Annotated in this window: 17 protein-coding genes; 11 read left to right on the top strand and 6 right to left on the bottom strand. The window is 54.2% G+C overall.

The genetic code is table 11. The features are described from left to right. The first annotated feature begins 280 nt into the window (after positions 1-280). The 9 genes from rodZ to ACTJJA_RS14725 all read left to right on the top strand — a co-directional run bounded on the left by rodZ (position 281) and on the right by ACTJJA_RS14725 (position 10,395). Complete coding sequence (rodZ, locus tag ACTJJA_RS14765) at positions 281-1,279, top strand: cytoskeleton protein RodZ (RefSeq protein WP_440668538.1); 999 nt, start codon at positions 281-283, stop codon at positions 1,277-1,279. A 26-nt stretch (positions 1,280-1,305) separates the two neighbouring features. Beyond that, positions 1,306-2,424, top strand: a complete 1,119-nt coding sequence (gene ispG, locus ACTJJA_RS14760) for a flavodoxin-dependent (E)-4-hydroxy-3-methylbut-2-enyl-diphosphate synthase (protein ID WP_008502138.1) — start codon at positions 1,306-1,308, stop codon at positions 2,422-2,424. 80 nt (positions 2,425-2,504) lie between these two features. Further along, on the top strand, positions 2,505-3,779 hold the full coding sequence (hisS, locus tag ACTJJA_RS14755; RefSeq protein WP_440668537.1) for a histidine--tRNA ligase: 1,275 nt from the start codon (positions 2,505-2,507) through the stop codon (positions 3,777-3,779). A gap of 13 nt (positions 3,780-3,792) precedes the next feature. After that, complete coding sequence (locus tag ACTJJA_RS14750) at positions 3,793-4,413, top strand: YfgM family protein (protein WP_042718337.1); 621 nt, start codon at positions 3,793-3,795, stop codon at positions 4,411-4,413. A gap of 10 nt (positions 4,414-4,423) precedes the next feature. Then, the gene (bamB, locus tag ACTJJA_RS14745) at positions 4,424-5,602 is read left to right on the top strand and encodes an outer membrane protein assembly factor BamB (RefSeq protein ID WP_010433943.1); all 1,179 of its coding nucleotides are present in this window, start codon (positions 4,424-4,426) and stop codon (positions 5,600-5,602) included. 112 nt (positions 5,603-5,714) lie between these two features. Further along, complete coding sequence (der, locus tag ACTJJA_RS14740; RefSeq protein WP_108416722.1) at positions 5,715-7,187, top strand: ribosome biogenesis GTPase Der; 1,473 nt, start codon at positions 5,715-5,717, stop codon at positions 7,185-7,187. Between the two features lie 298 nt (positions 7,188-7,485). Continuing rightward, the gene (locus ACTJJA_RS14735) at positions 7,486-9,030 is read left to right on the top strand and encodes a peptide MFS transporter (RefSeq protein WP_089597813.1); all 1,545 of its coding nucleotides are present in this window, start codon (positions 7,486-7,488) and stop codon (positions 9,028-9,030) included. 58 nt (positions 9,031-9,088) lie between these two features. Continuing rightward, positions 9,089-10,123: a Gfo/Idh/MocA family oxidoreductase gene (locus ACTJJA_RS14730; protein ID WP_440668536.1), complete on the top strand. Its 1,035-nt coding sequence runs from the start codon at positions 9,089-9,091 to the stop codon at positions 10,121-10,123. A gap of 50 nt (positions 10,124-10,173) precedes the next feature. Continuing rightward, complete coding sequence (locus tag ACTJJA_RS14725) at positions 10,174-10,395, top strand: zinc ribbon domain-containing protein (protein WP_420984561.1); 222 nt, start codon at positions 10,174-10,176, stop codon at positions 10,393-10,395. Here ACTJJA_RS14725 and ACTJJA_RS14720 read toward each other — a convergent pair. The 3 genes from ACTJJA_RS14720 to xseA are packed head-to-tail and all read right to left on the bottom strand — an operon-like array spanning position 10,392 to position 13,194. After that, on the bottom strand, positions 10,392-10,742 hold the full coding sequence (locus ACTJJA_RS14720) for a protealysin inhibitor emfourin (protein ID WP_006811517.1): 351 nt from the start codon (positions 10,740-10,742) through the stop codon (positions 10,392-10,394). The genes ACTJJA_RS14725 and ACTJJA_RS14720 overlap by 4 nt on opposite strands. Beyond that, positions 10,743-11,762: a M4 family metallopeptidase gene (locus ACTJJA_RS14715; protein WP_420984560.1), complete on the bottom strand. Its 1,020-nt coding sequence runs from the start codon at positions 11,760-11,762 to the stop codon at positions 10,743-10,745. A 58-nt stretch (positions 11,763-11,820) separates the two neighbouring features. Further along, entirely contained in the window at positions 11,821-13,194 is a 1,374-nt protein-coding gene (gene xseA / locus ACTJJA_RS14710) for an exodeoxyribonuclease VII large subunit (protein WP_440668535.1), read from the bottom strand. A 159-nt stretch (positions 13,195-13,353) separates the two neighbouring features. Here xseA and guaB point away from each other — a divergent pair, with 159 nt between their 5' ends. Continuing rightward, positions 13,354-14,820: an IMP dehydrogenase gene (gene guaB, locus ACTJJA_RS14705; RefSeq protein ID WP_010433923.1), complete on the top strand. Its 1,467-nt coding sequence runs from the start codon at positions 13,354-13,356 to the stop codon at positions 14,818-14,820. A gap of 67 nt (positions 14,821-14,887) precedes the next feature. Further along, positions 14,888-16,465: a glutamine-hydrolyzing GMP synthase gene (gene guaA, locus ACTJJA_RS14700; RefSeq protein WP_089597818.1), complete on the top strand. Its 1,578-nt coding sequence runs from the start codon at positions 14,888-14,890 to the stop codon at positions 16,463-16,465. 455 nt (positions 16,466-16,920) lie between these two features. Here guaA and ACTJJA_RS14695 read toward each other — a convergent pair whose 3' ends face one another. Genes ACTJJA_RS14695 through ACTJJA_RS14685 form a run of 3 tightly spaced genes read right to left on the bottom strand, consistent with a single transcriptional unit; the run spans position 16,921 to position 19,543 of the window. Then, positions 16,921-17,277 carry a DUF6527 family protein gene (locus tag ACTJJA_RS14695; RefSeq protein WP_072059230.1) on the bottom strand — a complete coding sequence of 119 codons (357 nt, stop codon included), beginning with the start codon at positions 17,275-17,277 and terminating at the stop codon, positions 16,921-16,923. Beyond that, positions 17,277-18,674 carry a ThiF family adenylyltransferase gene (locus ACTJJA_RS14690; protein ID WP_047346745.1) on the bottom strand — a complete coding sequence of 466 codons (1,398 nt, stop codon included), beginning with the start codon at positions 18,672-18,674 and terminating at the stop codon, positions 17,277-17,279. The genes ACTJJA_RS14695 and ACTJJA_RS14690 overlap by 1 nt, the downstream gene beginning before the upstream one ends. Before the next feature lie 2 nt (positions 18,675-18,676). Further along, positions 18,677-19,543 (bottom strand): multiubiquitin domain-containing protein, encoded by an 867-nt coding sequence (locus tag ACTJJA_RS14685; protein WP_440668534.1) that lies wholly within the window; start codon positions 19,541-19,543, stop codon positions 18,677-18,679. Positions 19,544-19,620: the final 77 nt, after the last annotated feature.

The raw sequence follows: 19,620 nt of genomic DNA, 5'->3' as shown, positions 1-19,620 counted from the left end.
ACGGCGCATGATCTGCGCCGTGAAGCATAATCTTACTGAATAATCAGTCAGATTCGTGATGTTTGATTAATAATTACGGTGCGTTTCATATGACTTTCGGGCAGTATGTAACGACGTAACAACAGTTTAGCCAGGCGGGCAGAGCTGCACTGTCATCTACCGGCTGACAGTCTTATACTGTCTGTTCAAGGTTAACTGACCAGAAGTTTCGCGGTGCGGGTGGCATTGTGACTCACCGGCACCTGAACCCTTATTTTTCACGTACCAGTAGTTGTAGCGAATGAATACTGAAGCCACTCACGACCAAAATGAAGCACTCTCCACTGGCGTTCGTCTTCGCAACGCCCGTGAACAACTCGGACTCAGCCAGCAAGCCGTTGCAGAACGCTTGTGCCTGAAGGTTTCCACGGTTCGCGATATTGAAGAAGATAAGGCGCCTGCCGATCTGGCTTCAACATTTTTGCGCGGTTATATCCGCTCTTACGCAAAACTGGTGCATATCCCCGAAGAAGAATTACTGCCAATGATGGAGAAGCAGGCACCGGTCCGTGCAGCAAAAGTTGCGCCGATGCAGACCTTCTCTCTGGGCAAACGCCGTAAAAAACGTGATGGCTGGCTGATGAGCTTTACCTGGCTGGTGCTGTTTGTGGTGATTGGCCTGACGGGCGCATGGTGGTGGCAAAACCACAAGGCGCAGCAGGAAGAGATCACCACGATGGCCGATCAGTCTTCTGCCGAGCTTAATCAATCCGGTAATGACAACGCACAGAGCGTGCCGTTGAACACGGACAGCACGGCACCGTCCAGCGAGCCGCAAACAGCAGCGACCGATGCCGCTCAGGCTCCGGCCACCACGCCTGACGCCGCACCAGCCACGCAGGCGCAGGATCAGAACGCGGTTGTTTCTCCTTCACAGGCCAATGTGGATACCGCCCCTGCGGCGACGGCGCCAGCGGATAATACTGCTGCGGCACCACTGCCTACCGACCCGGCAGCCACTGCGACACCAGCGGTCGATCCTAACGCGCTGGTGATGAATTTCACCGCGGATTGCTGGCTGGAAGTGACTGACGCCACAGGCAAAAAGCTGTTTAGCGGTCTGCAGCGTAAAGATGGCACGTTAAACCTAACGGGTCAGGCACCTTACAAACTTAAAATCGGCGCTCCGGCAGCGGTACAGATCCAGTATCAAGGAAAACCTGTCGACCTGAGCCGCTTTATCAGAACTAACCAGGTTGCGCGTCTTACCGTTAATGCCGAACAATCAGCAGCACAGTAACAGACGGGCAACGCGGGAGATTTTTCATGCATAACCAGGCTCCGATTCAACGTAGAAAATCGAAACGGATTTACGTTGGGAATGTGCCAATCGGGGACGGGGCACCCATCGCCGTCCAGTCGATGACCAATACGCGCACCACGGACGTGGAAGCAACGGTCAATCAGATCAAAGCATTAGAACGTGTAGGCGCGGACATTGTTCGCGTCTCCGTCCCGACGATGGATGCCGCCGAAGCGTTCAAACTCATCAAGCAGCAGGTCAGCGTTCCGCTGGTGGCTGATATTCACTTCGACTACCGCATTGCACTGAAAGTCGCTGAATATGGCGTCGACTGCCTGCGTATTAACCCAGGTAACATCGGTAACGAAGAGCGTATCCGCATGGTAGTGGACTGCGCCCGCGATAAAAATATTCCTATCCGTATCGGTGTGAATGCCGGTTCCCTGGAAAAAGACCTGCAGGAAAAATACGGTGAGCCAACGCCGCAGGCGCTGCTGGAATCCGCCATGCGTCACGTCGATCATCTCGATCGTCTTAACTTCGATCAGTTCAAAGTTAGCGTGAAAGCGTCCGACGTGTTCCTTGCTGTAGAGTCTTATCGCCTGCTGGCAAAGCAGATTGACCAGCCTCTGCACCTCGGGATCACCGAAGCGGGCGGCCTGCGTAGCGGTTCTGTGAAGTCTGCGATCGGTCTGGGTCTGCTGCTCTCTGAAGGGATCGGCGATACGCTGCGCGTCTCTCTGGCGGCCGATCCGGTGGAAGAGATCAAAGTCGGTTTCGATATACTGAAATCACTGCGCATCCGCGCCCGTGGGATCAACTTCATTGCCTGCCCAACCTGCTCACGTCAGGAGTTCGACGTGATTGGTACGGTGAATGCGCTGGAGCAGCGCCTGGAAGACATCATTACCCCGATGGACGTCTCCATCATCGGCTGCGTGGTGAACGGTCCGGGTGAAGCGCTGGTGTCAACACTGGGCGTGACCGGCGGTAACAAGAAAAGTGGTCTCTATGAAGATGGCGTTCGTAAAGATCGTCTGGATAATAGTGACATGATCGACCAGCTCGAAGCGCGCATTCGTGCCAAAGCCGCAATGATGGACGAGACGCAGCGCATCAACGTTCAGCAGGTTGAAAAATAACGTGATGGGAAGCCGCGAGCTTCCCATGTATGATTGAACCCATTCTTTGGGTTTTTTTTGTATATAGAAAGAGAATAAACGTGGCAAAAAACATTCAAGCCATCCGCGGCATGAACGATTATCTGCCTGGCGAAACCGCCATCTGGCAGCGCATTGAAGGCACACTGAAACAGGTGCTCGGCAGCTACGGTTACAGCGAAATCCGTTTGCCGATTGTAGAGCAGACCCCGTTATTCAAACGCGCGATTGGTGAAGTCACCGACGTGGTTGAAAAAGAGATGTATACCTTTGAGGACCGCAACGGCGACAGTCTGACCCTGCGTCCGGAAGGTACGGCGGGCTGCGTACGCGCCGGCATCGAACATGGTCTTCTGTACAATCAGGAGCAGCGCCTGTGGTATATCGGCCCGATGTTCCGCCACGAACGTCCGCAGAAAGGTCGTTATCGCCAGTTTAATCAGCTGGGTGTGGAAGTCTTTGGTCTGCAGGGCCCGGACATTGACGCTGAACTGATTATGCTGACCGCCCGCTGGTGGCGCGCCCTCGGTATCGCCGATCACGTTTCCCTTGAGCTGAACTCTATCGGTTCTCTGGAAGCTCGCGCTAACTACCGCGATGCGCTGGTGGCGTTCCTGGAACAGCATAAAGAGAAGCTGGACGAAGACTGCAAACGTCGCATGTACAGCAACCCGCTGCGCGTTCTGGATTCCAAAAACGCAGACGTTCAGGCACTGCTGAACGATGCGCCTGCGCTGGGTGACTACCTGGATGAAGAATCTCGCGAACACTTCTCGGGCCTGTGCAAGCTGCTTGAAGCGGCAGGCATTGCCTATACCGTGAACCAGCGCCTGGTGCGCGGTCTGGACTACTACAACCGCACCGTGTTTGAGTGGGTAACGACCAGCCTTGGTTCGCAGGGCACCGTATGTGCGGGCGGCCGTTATGATGGTCTGGTTGAGCAACTGGGTGGCCGTGCGGCGCCTGCTGTTGGCTTCGCAATGGGTCTTGAGCGACTTGTTTTGCTGGTTCAGGCAGTTAATCCGGAATTTAAAGCAGATTCCGTTGTCGATATATACCTGGTGGCCTCAGGTGCGGATACGCAGTCTGCGGCGATGCAGCTTGCCGAACGCGTGCGCGATGCGCTGCCGGGCGTTAAGCTGATGACCAACCATGGCGGCGGCAACTTCAAAAAACAGTTTGCTCGTGCCGATAAGTGGGGCGCAAGTATTGCACTGGTGCTGGGCGAGTCCGAAGTGGCTAACGGCGAAGTGGTAGTGAAAGACCTGCGCTCTGGTGAGCAAACAACGGTAACGCAGGACGGCGTTGCGGCGCACTTGCGCACTCTATTGGGCTAAGGAGAAAGACTGCGTGGAAATGTACGAGAACGAACACGACCAGGTCGACGCGATTAAACGCTTCTTTGCTGAAAACGGCAAAGCATTGGTTGTTGGGGTTATTTTGGGTGTAGGTGCGCTGGTAGGCTGGCGCTACTGGAACAACCATCAGGCTGATGCCGCTCGCGGTTCGTCTTTGAGCTACGAAAACACCGTTAGCGCCATTCGTGCCGACCAGCCGCAAACGCTGACGGCAGCGGAGAAATTTGCGGCTGACAACAAAAACACCTACGGCGCGCTGGCCGCGCTGGAAGTGGCTCAGCAGTACGTTGATAAAAACGAACTGGATAAAGCCGCTGCACAACTGTCACAGGGTCTTGCTGCTGCAAGCGATGAAAACCTGAAAGCAGTGATCAACCTGCGTCTGGCACGTATCCAGGTTCAGCAGAAAAAAGTCGATGACGCGCTGAAAACGCTCGATACCATCAAAGGCGACGGTTTTGCTGCCATTGTTGCTGATTTGCGCGGTGAAGCACTGCTGAGCAAAGGTGACAAAGCGGGCGCGCGTAAAGCGTGGCAAGCTGGCGTAGATAGCAAAGCTTCACCTGCGCTGAGCGAAATGATGCAGATGAAAATAAATAATTTGTCCGTCTGAGAGGGACCCGATGCAATTGCGTAAATTACTTCTGCCAGGACTGCTTTCTGTTACGTTATTGAGTGGTTGTTCACTGTTCAGTGGCGAAGAAGATGTTGTAAAAATGTCCCCGCTGCCAACGGTTGAAAACCAGTTTACCCCATCCACCGCGTGGGACGTCTCCGTGGGCAGTGGGATTGGCGATTTCTACTCCAACCTGCATCCTGCGTATGCGGACAGCGTTGTCTATGCCGCTGACCGCAAAGGTACCGTGAAAGCGGTGAACGCCGATGACGGGAAAGAAGTATGGTCCGTTAACCTGGCGGAAAAAGACGGTTGGTTCTCCCGTAAACCTGCGCTGCTTTCCGGCGGCCTGACCGTCGCTGGCGGTCACGTTTACGTGGGAAGCGAAAAAGCGCAGGTTTATGCGCTGAACACCAGTGACGGTTCTGTTGCATGGCAAACGACCGTTGCCGGTGAGTCTCTGTCTCGTCCTGTGGTGAGTGACGGTCTGGTGCTGATCCATACCAGCAACGGCCAGCTGCAGGCGCTGAACGAAGCGGACGGCCTGGTGAAATGGACCGTTAACCTGGATATGCCAGCGCTGTCTCTGCGTGGAGAGTCCGCCCCGGCAACGGCTTTCGGTGCTGCGATTGTTGGCGGTGATAACGGTCGTGTGAGCGCGGTACTGATGCAGCAGGGCCAGATGATTTGGCAGCAGCGTATTTCCCAGGCGACCGGTTCAACAGAAATCGACCGTCTGAGCGACGTGGACACCACCCCGGTCATTGTTGACGGTGTTGTTTATACGCTGGCGTATAACGGCAACCTGACCGCGCTGGATCTGCGCAGCGGCCAGATCATGTGGAAACGTGAACTGGGCTCCGTGAATGACTTCATCGTTGACGGTAACCGCATCTATATGGTTGACCAGAACGATCGCCTGCTGGCGCTGAGCACTGAAGGCGGCGTAACGCTGTGGACGCAGAGCGATCTGCTGCACCGCCTGCTGACTGCGCCAGCCCTGTACAACGGCAGCCTGGTAGTCGGTGACAGCGAAGGGTATATGCACTGGATCGATCCAGAAAACGGTCGCTTTGTTGCACAGCAAAAAGTTGATGGTTCTGGTTTCCTGACCGATCCGGTAGTAGCTGACGGTAAACTGCTGATTCAGGCAAAAGACGGCACGCTGTACGCGATCACGCGTTAATTACCCGGCGGTTGTAGTATACTAAACGGCTCCTGTTCACTCAGGAGCCGTTTTGACATTTTTAAAAACGCCGCAAAAGCGACGTTTATTTGAATTTTATGAGGCTTCAAACATGGTACCTGTGGTCGCGCTTGTCGGGCGCCCTAACGTTGGAAAATCCACTCTTTTTAACCGTTTAACACGCACCCGTGATGCGCTGGTTGCGGATTTCCCGGGGCTGACGCGTGACCGTAAGTACGGTCGTGCAGAGGTGGAAGGACGCGAGTTCATCTGTATCGATACCGGCGGTATCGACGGCACAGAAGACGGTGTTGAAACCCGCATGGCGGAACAGTCTCTGCTGGCGATTGAAGAAGCAGACGTGGTGCTGTTTATGGTGGATGCGCGCGCTGGCCTGATGCCTGCAGACTCCGCTATTGCCAAACACCTGCGTTCACGCGAAAAGCCGACTTTCCTGGTGGCGAACAAAACTGACGGTATCGATGCCGATCAGGCCGTCGCGGATTTCTGGTCTCTGGGCCTGGGTGAAATCTACCCGATTGCGGCATCGCATGGCCGTGGCGTCACCAGCCTGCTGGAAACCGTGCTGCTGCCGTGGGTTGACGAAGTGAACCCGCCGGAAGAAGTGGACGAAGACGCTGAGTATTGGGCGCAATTCGAAGAGAGTGAAGAGGGCGAAGAAGAGCCTGAAGACACCTTCAACCCGCAGGACCTGCCGATCAAGCTGGCCATCGTCGGTCGTCCAAACGTAGGTAAGTCTACGCTTACTAACCGTATTCTGGGTGAAGAGCGCGTCGTGGTTTACGACATGCCGGGCACCACACGTGACAGTATCTACATCCCGATGCAGCGCGATGAACGTGAGTTTGTCCTCATCGACACCGCGGGCGTGCGTAAGCGCGGGAAAATCACCGATGTGGTGGAAAAATTCTCCGTTATCAAAACGCTGCAGGCGATTGAAGACGCCAACGTGGTGCTGCTGGTCATCGACGCGCGTGAAGGTATCTCCGATCAGGATCTCTCTCTGCTCGGCTTTATTCTGAATAGTGGGCGCTCACTGGTGATCGTGGTCAACAAGTGGGATGGCCTGAGCAACGAAGTGCGCGAGCAGGTGAAAGAGACCCTCGACTTCCGTCTGGGCTTTATCGACTTTGCGCGCGTGCACTTTATTTCTGCGCTGCACGGCAGCGGCGTGGGTAACCTGTTCGAGTCCGTGCGTGAAGCCTACGACAGCTCCACCCGTCGTCAGAGCACCGCGATGCTGACGCGCATCATGAATATGGCTGCGGAAGACCATCAGCCGCCGCTGGTGCGCGGTCGTCGCGTGAAGCTGAAATATGCTCACGCCGGTGGTTATAACCCGCCAATCGTGGTGATCCACGGCAACCAGGTGAAAGACCTGCCGGATTCCTACAAACGCTATCTGATGAACTACTTCCGCAAATCGCTGGACGTGATGGGTACGCCTATCCGTATCCAGTTCAAGGAAGGGGAAAACCCGTTCGCCAACAAGCGTAATACCCTGACGCCAAACCAGATGCGTAAGCGTAAGCGTTTGATTAAGCACATTAAGAAAAGCAAATAATCTTTGCCGTTCTCCTGAAAACCCGCGTATATCGCGGGTTTTTTTTGCTCAATCATACCGCCGGTTTTCTCTGTGTGAAGTCAATCACTATTCATTCCCAACCATCTTTAAATCCAGAAAAGTAGACAATCATCGAATTTTCGTCTTAAAGTCCTGGGTCCGGTACTAGACAAAACTAGCGACTGGTTATCAAATGGTTAACTAACTTTTCGCCGCATGTAAAAAATCGGTCAGATACGTAACTGGCCGGCGTACATGCTGGTGTTTACAAGCACGACACATACCTTTCGGGAGAATTATGCAATCCTCTGTTAATCCAAAAGAGAGCCGAACGTTCTTCGGCCATCCGTATCCACTCGGTTCACTGTTCTTCACCGAGATGTGGGAACGTTTCTCGTTTTACGGCATTCGTCCGTTACTGATCCTGTTTATGGCTGCGACCGTTTATGACGGCGGCATGGGGCTGGCGCGTGAAAACGCCTCGGCGATTGTCGGTATCTTTGCCGGTACCATGTACCTGGCCGCGCTGCCGGGTGGCTGGCTGGCCGATAACTGGCTCGGTCAGCAGAGAGCCGTCTGGTACGGTTCGATCCTGATTGCGCTCGGTCACCTGTCGATTGCGCTCTCTGCAATCATGGGCGACAACCTGTTCTTTATCGGCCTGATGTTCATTGTGCTCGGTTCTGGCCTGTTCAAGACCTGTATTTCGGTAATGGTCGGCACCCTGTATAAAAAAGGCGATGCGCGTCGTGACGGCGGTTTCTCGCTGTTCTATATGGGCATCAACATGGGCTCGTTTATCGCACCGCTGATTTCCGGCTGGCTGATTAAAACTCACGGCTGGCACTGGGGCTTTGGTATCGGCGGTATCGGGATGCTGGTGGCGCTGATTATCTTCCGCGTGTTTGCCGTTCCGGCAATGAAACGCTATGACAGCGAAGTCGGTCTCGACTCCACCTGGAACAGCCCGGTGGTGAAGCGCAACGGCGTGGGCGCATGGCTGCTGGCGCTGGCCGTCGGCGTGGCAGTTATCGTGACGCTGATTGCTCAGGGCGTGATTGTGATTAACCCGGTGGCTGTTGCCAGCGTGCTGGTCTACGTGATTGCAGCGTCCGTTGCGCTGTACTTTATCTATCTGTTCCTTTTCGCGGGTCTGAATCGCAAAGAGCGCGCCAGGCTGCTGGTCTGCTTTATCCTGCTGGTCTCCGCCGCGTTCTTCTGGTCTGCGTTTGAGCAAAAGCCAACGTCGTTCAACCTGTTTGCCAACGACTACACTAACCGCATGATCGGTGATTTTGAAATTCCGGCGGTGTGGTTCCAGTCGATCAACGCCCTGTTTATTATCCTGCTGGCCCCGGTGTTCAGCTGGGCATGGCCGAAGCTCGCGAGCATGAACATTCGCCCGAGCAGCATCACCAAGTTTGTTATTGGTATTCTGTGTGCCGCAGCGGGCTTTGGTCTGATGATGCTGGCGGCACAGAACGTGCTGAGCAACGGTGGGGCGGGCGTGTCGCCGTTCTGGCTGGTGGGCAGCATTCTGATGCTAACCCTTGGCGAGCTGTGCCTGAGCCCGATTGGTCTGGCGACCATGACGCTGCTTGCGCCGGAAAGAATGCGCGGCCAGATGATGGGGCTGTGGTTCTGCGCCAGTGCGCTGGGTAACCTGGCTGCAGGCCTGATTGGCGGCCACGTGAAGGCCGACCAGTTGGATATGCTGCCGGATCTCTTTGCGCGCTGCTCCGTCGCGCTGCTGATTTGTGCCGCGGTACTGATCGTCCTCATTGTTCCGGTGCGCCGCATGCTGGAAAATGCGCAGACTAAACCGGCTGCTAACGCCTCTTAAACCTCGATCTTGCCGGGGCGGTGTTATGCCCCGGCAATTCACTCAACGAGGTAAGAACATGCTGTTAGGGTTTGTTGGTCTTGGCGCAGTCGTTGAAACAGCTTACCTGCCCGCAATACGAAAACTTTTTGATACTCCCCCTCACTGTTTAGGCTTTGATATCCAGCCTGTAAAACAGCCGGAGGGTGTAACGCGCTGCTCCACGCTGTCTGAACTTCTCTCCCAGCCGCTTGATACCCTGTTTATTACCACGTCGTCGCTGCACCATCTTGAGGTGCTTGAACACGCTCTCGCCTCATCGGTTTCCCGCATCGTGGTTGAAAAACCGATTATTGCCACGCTTCCCCAGACAGAAAAACTCAACGCGCTGCTGGCGAGCCACGACGCCGCCTCCCGCGTGCTGGCGCTCGATCACTGGATGGCGCGTATCGAAACGGTGAAGCGGTCGCTGGTTGGCAATGTCTCTGACATCATCAAAATTGATGGTTTTTTGCAGGAGCCGAGCGGATATAACGCTGCAGGGGAGCCCATCGCGCTTAACTTTGCCACGGGTGAGCCGGATGCGCGTACGCTTCGCCACCCTGATGGCGTGATTCTGGATATCGGTACGCACGTGCTGGCGATGCTGCGCGAAACGGTGCGCTATCTGGGCGGGAATGATGAGATGACGTTGCAGGTCGTCACGGTTAAAGACCGCCTGGGGCGCGATATCGCGAAAGGCGACCTGACCACGGCGGAAGGCGAAGCGCATCTTCAGGGAAGCATCAGCGGCGTGCCGGTGGATATCTGGCTTAACAAATACGCGGGACCCGAAGGCGGGCAAAAAGGCTTACGGCTCTGGTTGCGCGACGGGCGGAGCATCAGTTACGACCGGCATGGCGCTGAAGATGTGCTGGAGCTGATAAATGGCGACACGCGTCAACGCTGGAACATTCCCGGCACGATCTACGAGCACTGTCTTGCAGAGCATATTCTGGGCGCCAACAGCCTGTATGAACGGGATCCGCATGAGGTGAGCCGCACGACGCGCCGCAGGATCGAGGAAGTGACGCAGCTGCTGACGTTACAGCAGCAGCTGCGTGGCCCGCACTGAACGTAACGTGGTAAAATTATTGCAGACCTGAACGCTTTAAAGGAGCCATCATGACGATTACCTGCCCGGATTGCCAGACACCGCTGGAGCCCCAGAACGGGGTGGCGCACTGCGACAGCTGTAATAAGGATATTGCGCTTGAAGCCCGCTGCCCGGAGTGCCATCAGCCACTCCAGGTTTTAAAAGCCTGCGGCGCGGTGGATTATTTCTGCCAGAACGGCCACGGTCTTATCTCTAAAAAACGCGTGGAGTTTGTTCGGGCAGAAGGTTAATCGCACACGCAGCCTTCGCCTTTCTGCCACAGCTCGACCAGCGACTCGGGCGCTTCCTGCTCGGGCACCAGCACGATGATATCGGCGTAGTGGGCCTGATTTTGCCCGGTCCAGATAATCTGGATGCGGAAATAGCGCTGGTCGCCGCTGCCGGGTGAAGAGGCTTGCCCCGGCGGCTGGCCGCGTGGAAAAGCCTGCTCCAGGATGCTCACCAGGCGCTGGCGCTGGGCCTCATTGAGCGAGGAGAGCGCGATGGTGCGCTGCCCGCTCAGCTTGGGAATAAAAGCGACGCCGCCTTCCCGGGCCAGCTCAACTACGGCGTCATCCGTCAGTTCCGGAACCTGCATTTACAACACTCCCACCTGTTCCCAGGCTTGTTTAATGGCCGCCCCAGCGTCGCTGCCGGAGCGTTTCTCTCCGTGCGCGATCGTCAGTTTTGCGAAGGCCTCAAAATCCGCATCCTGCGCCAGATTGCGATCGCAAACCGTGTCGTACCAGGCATATCCCGCTTTTTCCCAGGCGTAGCCGCCGATCGCCGTCGCAGCCAGATAAAATGCCCGGTTGGGGATGCCGGAGTTCAGGTGCACGCCGCCGTTATCCTCGCGCGTTTTAATGAAATCTTTCATGTGCGCGGGCTGCGGGTCTTTGCCGAGCAGCGGATCGTCATAGGCGGTGCCGGGTTCAGACATTGAGCGCAGTCCTTTGCCGTTGATCCCTTTCGCCAGCAGCCCTTCGCCAATGAGCCAGTCTGCTTTATCAGCGGTTTGCTTCAGATGGTACTGTTTGACCAGCGAGCCAAACACGTCTGACAGAGACTCGTTCAGCGCGCCCGACTGTTCAAAATAGATAAGCCCGGCTTCGGTCTCGGTCACACCGTGGCTCAGCTCGTGCGCCACCACGTCGATGGCGATGGTAAAGCGGTTAAATATTTCCCCATCGCCGTCGCCGAATACCATCTGCTGACCGTTCCAGAAGGCGTTCTGATATTCCCGGCCGTAATGTACGGTGCCGGTCAAAATAAGCCCTTTATTATCGAGCGAATCACGCTGATATTCTTTCCAGAAGAAATCATGAGTAATACCCAAATAATCGTAGGCTTCGTCCACCGCCACATCGCCGTTTGAAGGCTGGCCTTCGTAACGCACCTGCGTACCCGGCAGCTCCTGGGTCTGCTTCGCGTCGTAAATATCGCGCTCCAGCTGCCCGGCTTTATTCACGTGAGGCGCGGCGGGTTTTCCCGGCATGTGGGCCATCAGCGTCTGGACGTGGGTTAACGTCTGGCGGGCATAGCGTTGCTGCGGCTCGGAACCGCTTTCGATAATACGACGAAGGATATAGGGGGGGATTACGCTGTGAAGATGGGGCATGCTGCTCTCCTTATTAAAAAAGGGAATAGCAGCAGTATAGTAAGTAACCGGCGAAGAATTATCCGGTTTTACGCTGACGCGTCTTTTTCACCGGTTTAATTGATTTCACTTCGCTTTCTACCCAGCCGTCGGAAAGACGCGTCGTCAGCACATCACCGGTATTGACCTGTTTGGTTTGCTTCAGCACTTTGCCGTCCGTCGCCGTCGTCACGCTATAGCCGCGCGCCAGCGTGGAGAGGGGGCTGACCGCTTCAAGATGGGTCACCGCATTGCCAAAACGTTCGCGGGTGGTGCTCAGACGCGCGCGGACAGTCTCTGCCAGACGATACTCCAGCTGCTGAATCCGCGTTTTCGCGCGATAAATTTTCGGCTGTGGGTTCTGCTGGTTCAGGCGCTGCGTAGCGCGCTGCTGGCGTGATACCGCGCGCTTAAGCTGCGCATCCACCGCAAAACTCATGCGCTGACGCAGACGTTCCAGCACGGTCTGCTGACGCGCCAGACGCAGCTGCGGGTGCTGCTGCTGAAGACGATGATGAAGCTGGGTAAAGCGGCGAGTACGGTTGGCAAGGAAGTAGTCCATCGCCATCTCAAGGCGCTGCTGTCCGTTTTGAATCTGACGCAAAAGTTCCAGCTGGTTGCGGCTGACCACTTCCGCCGCCGCGGACGGCGTAGGCGCGCGCAGATCCGCGACAAAATCCGCTATCGTTACGTCCGTTTCGTGACCGACGGCGCTCACTACAGGGATCTGACTTGCAAAGATTGCCCGCACCACGCGCTCGTCGTTAAAGCTCCACAGATCTTCCAGCGAACCGCCGCCTCGCCCGACGATTAATACGTCGCACTCCTGACGGGTGTTTGCCAGCTCAATGGCGCGTACAATCTGGCCTGGCGCATCGTCACCCTGAACGGCGGTCGGGTAGATGATGACGGGCAGGGAAGGGTCGCGACGCTTCAGCACGTGCAAAATATCGTGCAGCGCTGCACCGGTTTTCGAAGTAATGACCCCAATGCAGTGGGCAGGTGAGGGCAGCGGTTTTTTGAACTGCTGGTCGAACAAACCTTCCTCAGAGAGTTTGGCTTTAAGCTGTTCGTACTTCTGCTGCAGCAGACCTTCGCCCGCAGGCTGCATGCTCTCGACGATAATCTGATAATCACCGCGCGGTTCATACAGGGTGATATTGGCGCGAACCAGAACCTGCTGGCCGTGCTGAGGGCGGAACGTCACGCGGCGGTTGCTGTTGCGGAACATCGCGCAGCGCACCTGGGCGGTGTCGTCTTTTAAGGTAAAGTACCAGTGTCCGGAAGACGGCTGCGTGAAGTTTGATATCTCACCGCTGATCCAGACCTGCCCCATTTCCTGCTCAAGCAGCAAACGCACCGTCTGATTAAGGCGGCCGACAGTATAAATTGAGGGGGATTGAGAGGATAACATGTGAGCGGGATCAAATTCTAAATCAGCAAGTTATTCAGTCGATAGTAACCTGCTGAGGGGCGATCGCAAGCATTTTTTTCAAAAAAGTGTAGATGCAATCGGTTACGCTCTGTATAATGCCACGGCAATATTTAACCACCCAGGTCAGAGATATTGCCCATGCTACGTATCGCTAAAGAAGCACTGACGTTTGACGACGTCCTCCTCGTTCCCGCTCATTCCACCGTTCTGCCGAATACTGCCGATCTCAGCACGCAGTTGACGAAAACCATTCGCCTGAACATTCCTATGCTCTCTGCGGCAATGGACACCGTGACTGAAGCGCGCCTGGCTATCGCTCTGGCACAGGAAGGTGGCATTGGCTTTATTCACAAAAACATGTCTATCGAACGTCAGGCGGAAGAAGTTCGCCGCGTGAAGAAACATGAATCCGGCATCGTGTCTGACCCACAGACCGTTCTGCCAACCACCACGCTGCACGAAGTGAAAGCCCTGACCGAACGTAACGGCTTCGCCGGTTACCCGGTTGTGACCGAAGAGAACGAACTGGTCGGTATCATCACCGGCCGTGACGTGCGTTTCGTGACTGACCTGAACCAGCCTGTCAGCGTTTACATGACGCCGAAAGAGCGTCTGGTTACCGTTCGCGAAGGTGAAACCCGCGACGTGGTGCTGGCAAAAATGCACGAAAAACGCGTTGAAAAAGCGCTGGTTGTTGATAGCAGCTTCCACCTGCGCGGCATGATCACCGTTAAAGATTTCCAGAAAGCAGAACGTAAGCCTAACGCCTGTAAAGACGAGCATGGCCGTCTGCGCGTCGGTGCTGCGGTTGGTGCTGGTGCAGGCAACGAAGAGCGCGTTGACGCGCTGGTTGCTGCGGGCGTTGACGTCCTGCTGATTGACTCCTCTCACGGCCACTCCGAAGGCGTTCTGCAACGTATTCGTGATACCCGTGCCAAATACCCTGACCTGCAGATCATCGGCGGTAACGTGGCAACTGGCGCAGGCGCTCGCGCGCTGGCTGACGCCGGCTGCAGCGCGGTGAAAGTGGGTATCGGCCCTGGCTCTATCTGTACTACCCGTATCGTCACCGGCGTGGGCGTTCCACAGATCACCGCGGTGTCTGACGCGGTTGAAGCGCTGGAAGGTACCGGTATTCCGGTTATCGCTGACGGCGGTATCCGCTTCTCTGGCGACATCGCCAAAGCGATCGCCGCAGGCGCTGCTGCCGTGATGGTAGGCTCCATGCTGGCCGGTACCGAAGAATCCCCGGGCGAAATCGAACTCTTCCAGGGCCGTTCTTACAAATCTTACCGCGGCATGGGCTCCCTGGGCGCGATGTCCAAAGGTTCCTCTGACCGTTACTTCCAGACCGATAACGCCGCTGACAAACTGGTGCCGGAAGGTATCGAAGGTCGCGTTGCCTATAAAGGCCGTCTGAAAGAGATCATTCATCAGCAGATGGGCGGCCTGCGCTCCTGTATGGGTCTGACCGGCTGTGGTACCATCGACCTGCTGCGTACCAAAGCGGAATTCGTACGCATCAGCGGTGCGGGTATCCAGGAAAGCCACGTTCACGACGTGACGATCACCAAAGAGTCCCCGAACTACCGTCTGGGCTCCTGATAAGTTTCCGCGCCCGGCTTCTGCCGGGCGCTCTGTTTTTGTTTCACTTGCCTCGGAATTAGCGTCAATGACGGAAAACATTCATAAACATCGCATTCTCATCCTGGACTTCGGTTCTCAGTACACTCAGCTGGTGGCGCGTCGCGTACGTGAACTGGGCGTTTACTGTGAACTGTGGGCGTGGGATGTCACGGAAGCACAGATTCGCGAATTCAATCCAAGCGGCATCATCCTGTCCGGCGGCCCGGAAAGCACCACCGAAGAGAACAGCCCGCGCGCGCCGCAGTACGTGTTCGAAGCTGGCGTGCCGGTATTCGGCGTTTGCTACGGTATGCAGACCATGGCAATGCAGCTGGGCGGCCACGTAGAGGGCTCTAACGAGCGTGAGTTTGGCTATGCGCAGGTAGAAGTTGTCACCGACAGCGCGCTGGTGCGCGGTATCGAAGACTCCCTGACCGCAGACGGCAAACCGCTGCTGGACGTGTGGATGAGCCACGGCGACAAAGTCACCGCCATCCCGTCTGACTTCGTGACCGTTGCCAGCACCGAAAGCTGCCCGTTCGCGATCATGGCGAACGAAGAAAAACGCTTCTACGGCGTGCAGTTCCACCCGGAAGTGACCCACACCCGTCAGGGTATGCGCATGCTGGAGCGCTTCGTGCGTGACATCTGCCAGTGTGAAGCTCTGTGGACCCCGGCAAAAATCATCGACGACGCCGTTGAGCGTATCCGCCAGCAGGTTGGCGATGACAAAGTGATCCTCGGCCTCTCCGGCGGCGTGGACTCCTCCGTGACCGCGATGCTGCTGCACCGCGCCATCGGCAAAAACCTGACCTGCGTGTTCGTGGACAACGGTCTGCTGCGTCTGAACGAAGCCCAGCAGGTTATGGACATGTTTGGCGACCACTTTGGTCTGAACATCGTTCACGTGGAAGGCGAAAAACGCTTCCTGGACGCGCTGAAAGGCGAGAACGATCCGGAAGCGAAGCGTAAGATCATCGGTCGCGTGTTCGTTGAAGTGTTCGACGAAGAAGCGCTGAAGCTGGAAGACGTGAAGTGGCTGGCGCAGGGCACCATCTACCCTGACGTGATCGAGTCTGCGGCTTCCGCAACCGGTAAAGCACACGTCATCAAATCTCACCACAACGTGGGCGGCCTGCCGAAAGAGATGAAGATGGGTCTGGTTGAACCGCTGCGCGAGCTGTTCAAAGACGAAGTGCGTAAGATCGGTCTGGAACTGGGTCTGCCGTACGACATGCTCTACCGTCACCCGTTCCCGGGTCCGGGTCTGGGCGTGCGCGTGCTGGGCGAAGTGAAGAAAGAGTACTGCGACCTGCTGCGTCGCGCGGACGCTATCTTCATCGAAGAGCTGCACAAAGCTGACCTGTACAACAAAGTGAGCCAGGCGTTCACTGTGTTCCTGCCGGTTCGCTCCGTTGGCGTGATGGGCGATGGCCGCAAGTACGACTGGGTTGTTTCCCTGCGTGCGGTGGAAACCATCGACTTCATGACTGCGCACTGGGCGCACCTGCCGTATGACTTCTTAGGCCGCGTGTCTAACCGCATCATCAACGAAGTTAACGGTATTTCCCGCGTGGTGTATGACATCAGCGGTAAGCCACCGGCTACGATTGAGTGGGAATGATTTCCTAACAGGAAATGTCTGGTACTAACAGGTTCTAAATTATCTCTAAGCCCGCGGATTGCGGGCTTTTTTTTGGACCATGGCTGGCAACACCATGCGTGGTTGAACGTGGTATTTTGATAGGGGGGATTTATCGGTAAAACTATGTATTACACCTGATACCATGACGCGCCAATTTAAACCTAAATCTTCTCGCTCTCGCGTTGTCAGGCGAGTGCCAAAAGCGGACAATCTTCGTCCGATGTGACTTTACAGAGCCCCACATATGGTTCGGATATAATGGGTCGCGAGTAGAATCTGGTTGTAATGATGATTGAACTGCGCGTGTTCAAGCTGTATATGCCTTAAGTGTTATGGATCCTGAGCAGCTATAGCGCGGCTATCTGGAGCGGCACGGCAAGTTGATGGCATTTTACAATGAAAAGGCAAACAATGAATTAAAAATGAAACTTCAATTAATTTTTTTTAGGTCGTCCTCCCTTGCACCATTCAATTTTTCCTTTTATTATCCAAAAGTGACATCCACAGTCATTTTTTTGATGTATTGAAGGTTTAACTGTTGGTCGGTTTAAATAATCATATGTTACGTTCCACCTAGGACGTCTTGTTTGATTAAGAGAAAGGGATATCATTTCTCCACAGTTGCCGGGGCATTTTAAGCAGGCCCATTTCTCAATATTTCCATCAACGACAAAAATAAGGTCGTCACTCCTCAAATTTTTATTTAAAGGAAATGTTTCTGATCTTCTAATAAGTAGATCGAAATTTATAAACTTGGCCCAGCTTAAAAATTTTGCGAAAAAACGCCCCATCAACTACCTACCCTATCCAAAAATGGAATGATATCTGCTCTTCCCCAATTTTCTTGACTGGCACATAATTGGCATCCTGAAACCGGTAAACAGGTGTTTGCTCTATCTTCTGAAATATCGAAGCGACGTATACGTCCTGCTTTCATACCATTTTCTCCTTGGAATGCGGTTAACCCTTGGAGAAGCTCATTGACCGCCATGCAAGCAGTTTCGGTAGTAAAGGTTATAACAACAGGAGCTGGGTCTCCGCCTCCTAGAACGTATGCCTCTGCTTTTCGACGTTCATATTCTTCTGGATTTGAGCGCTTCAAAGCTTCGTCTCTGGCAGTGACGGGATTGATTAACCTACGGCATAGCAAACAGGGAGCCCCAGGTGCGACCAACGTAACTCGGCCTGCCATCTCATAGGTGCGGTTTTTGCTGGCAGGTATGATACGAACTCCCATATCAAGAACAGCGATGCCATAAAAATAAGCTAATCTGTTCAGAAATAATCGGCCATCATGATCATCAGTGCAGCCAAAAATCACGTCACAAGATTTTAAAGCATCTCTTACTTTAGTGTCTCCAACCCAACCTTTGAAAATAGCAACATTTGTTCCCAAATCAGCATTCGAAATTTCCCGGGCAATAACCTCGACTTTTGGTACTCGGTTCAATGCATCGTCTCTTCTGGCACCATGGACTCGGTTTAAATTCGACAATTCGATTACATCATCGTCTATAAGGAGCAATTTCCCAACGCCAAGTCTTGCCAGCAACATTGCCGTAGGACTTCCCGTACCACCACAGCCAATAATACCAACTCGTAACCCTTTCACCGTAGAGTTAAACAGTGGGCCAAATAAACGGGCTTGCCTGTCAAACATTTCAGCATCAGCTGATTCTTTATTACCATGAAAAGTTAATGATCGACCCGAAACGATAATTGCTTCAAATATCTCCTCGTGGCTTGGTGTGGTCCATAACCGTGAGCAGAAAGAGCCGTCTCCACCTAAAACTACACTCACAAAAGTATGACCATCGCCTGAACGATTCGATAAGATTTTAAGCAAATCTTTTTCGTTACGGGTGTCCTGTTCAGAGAAAAATGCGTAACTACCTGGATGAGTGTGCACGATCCCTAAGATAAGATCTTCTCTTTCAGCTAATTTAAGAAGCTTGACAAATGTACGGGTAGACCAAGTTACATGAACATCAGAAGACGATATCTTTTCCTCTTCTGGGACCGGAATTATTTTGTGGGAAACAAGGCGCTGGCGCGCCTTGCCTGACCACGGGTCATTTTGAATACAAACTTTGCCGAAGAGTATATACGCTGAGTTTTCACGATCTCCGTCAGTTTGCAGAATAGAATTAAGTTCATCCTTATGAGCTTCCAACAAAATCATGTCCATAATTATCCCGCCTCGGCCAGTGCCAGCTCAATGCGTTTCACCATGGTGTGCAAACCATCTACACCGGGACGCCATTCATTGTTATGCCGTGACCAGCGTTGCCAATCCTGGCCCGCAAACGCATGAGTTACATTTGCAGCACGCGGGTCAGTCGCGTTAGCCAAGAGTTTTAACCAAGGCGTGCAGTAGAACATGTCTGGTGGGCAGTCAGGATAGCCTGCAGGAAGCATAATCAAAACATCAACAACATCTGAAGTAAACTTTCCCACTGGTAACTGGACTCCTTTCAATATCACACCGGACTGACCCGATTCTGAACACTCTTCAAAAATAATATTTCGACTTTCAAGATATGCAGCGTCTCGACGGGGAAGGAAAGATGAAAGCCCTTCGGTTGTTTGCGCAATCGCAGTAAAGAAGCGTTCCAGGCCAGGGAGAGATATATCGACCATATCTTCATCACGTATCAACATGTCTTCGCTTTTACGCATCTCTTGATAAACATCGTGAGTCGTGGCTTCGACACCTGCCAGTTTTTTAAGAACAGATCCTGAAATGGTCGTGGCACCCCACACAAAATCACGTCCATCCAAGATAAAACGGTAAAGGTCTGCAGCTTTGAACAGAATCACCTTTTCAGCCCCTTTTTCCCGAAGATCAAAACGTTCATCTTCACGTAGGGTTTCTAGTGCCCCATCTGAAAGCCATGCCACGGCAATGTGCTCATCAGTCGGGCGGACATTCGCGGCTTCCAGAATCTGTCGTCCCGTTACGATAGGATCCGGGATCGTGATGCTACGAAAGTTTAATTCAGCGTCACCAATCAGGATGGAGTACGCATGCTCAGATAAACCGGTTGAATGACTCATGCTAACCTCTTGTTTCAGCATAGTTATGTGTTGCTTAATAATGATTCTCGAAGAAGCCCCGATAGATGAACTGTCTC

Origin of the sequence: Enterobacter sp. 22452 (genome assembly GCF_052045065.1) — a bacterium.
In the GTDB taxonomy this organism is placed as follows: domain Bacteria; phylum Pseudomonadota; class Gammaproteobacteria; order Enterobacterales; family Enterobacteriaceae; genus Enterobacter; species Enterobacter mori.
The sequence above is the reverse complement of the archived record's forward strand: the minus strand, read 5'-3'. Positions and strand labels throughout refer to the sequence as shown.